This is a genomic window from Streptomyces sp. WM6386, assembly GCF_000972385.1.
In the GTDB taxonomy this organism is placed as follows: Bacteria; Actinomycetota; Actinomycetes; order Streptomycetales; family Streptomycetaceae; genus Streptomyces.
Map to the genome: position 1 here is coordinate 1 of NZ_JXTE01000721.1, position 333 is coordinate 333.

Below are 333 nucleotides of genomic sequence, written 5' to 3' on the forward strand. Positions count from 1 at the left end.
GTGGGGGAGTACGTCCCGCTTGCGCGGGAAAATGGATCCCGGAGGGCAGCATGCGAACCGTCTCTCGGCAGGCCGTTGAATGGCTGTCGGCAGCAGCGACCGACCCGCGGGAGTGCAAAAGACAGTGGCACAGTGAAGGCGGGACCGCGGTGTTGGGCTGTGGCCGGTTCTGGGATGTGCTGAGCGTGCCGGAGGAGTTGGCGGTGCCGGCTCTGGAGGCTCTGCTGGGCATCCCGCAGCCGCCCGGGCCGGCGCTGGTCGACACCGCCGCCCGCCGGGTGGCCTTCTTCCTGCCGCCGGATCCGGAGGGCCGCTGGATCGGCTCGGGCATCC

The 333-nt window shown here is 70.9% G+C and carries 1 pseudogene; it reads left to right on the top strand.

What is annotated here, in order from left to right:
• Positions 1-50: 50 nt before the first annotated feature.
• Positions 51-333 (top strand): annotated as a pseudogene (locus TN53_RS43390) (hypothetical protein); the annotation flags it as partial.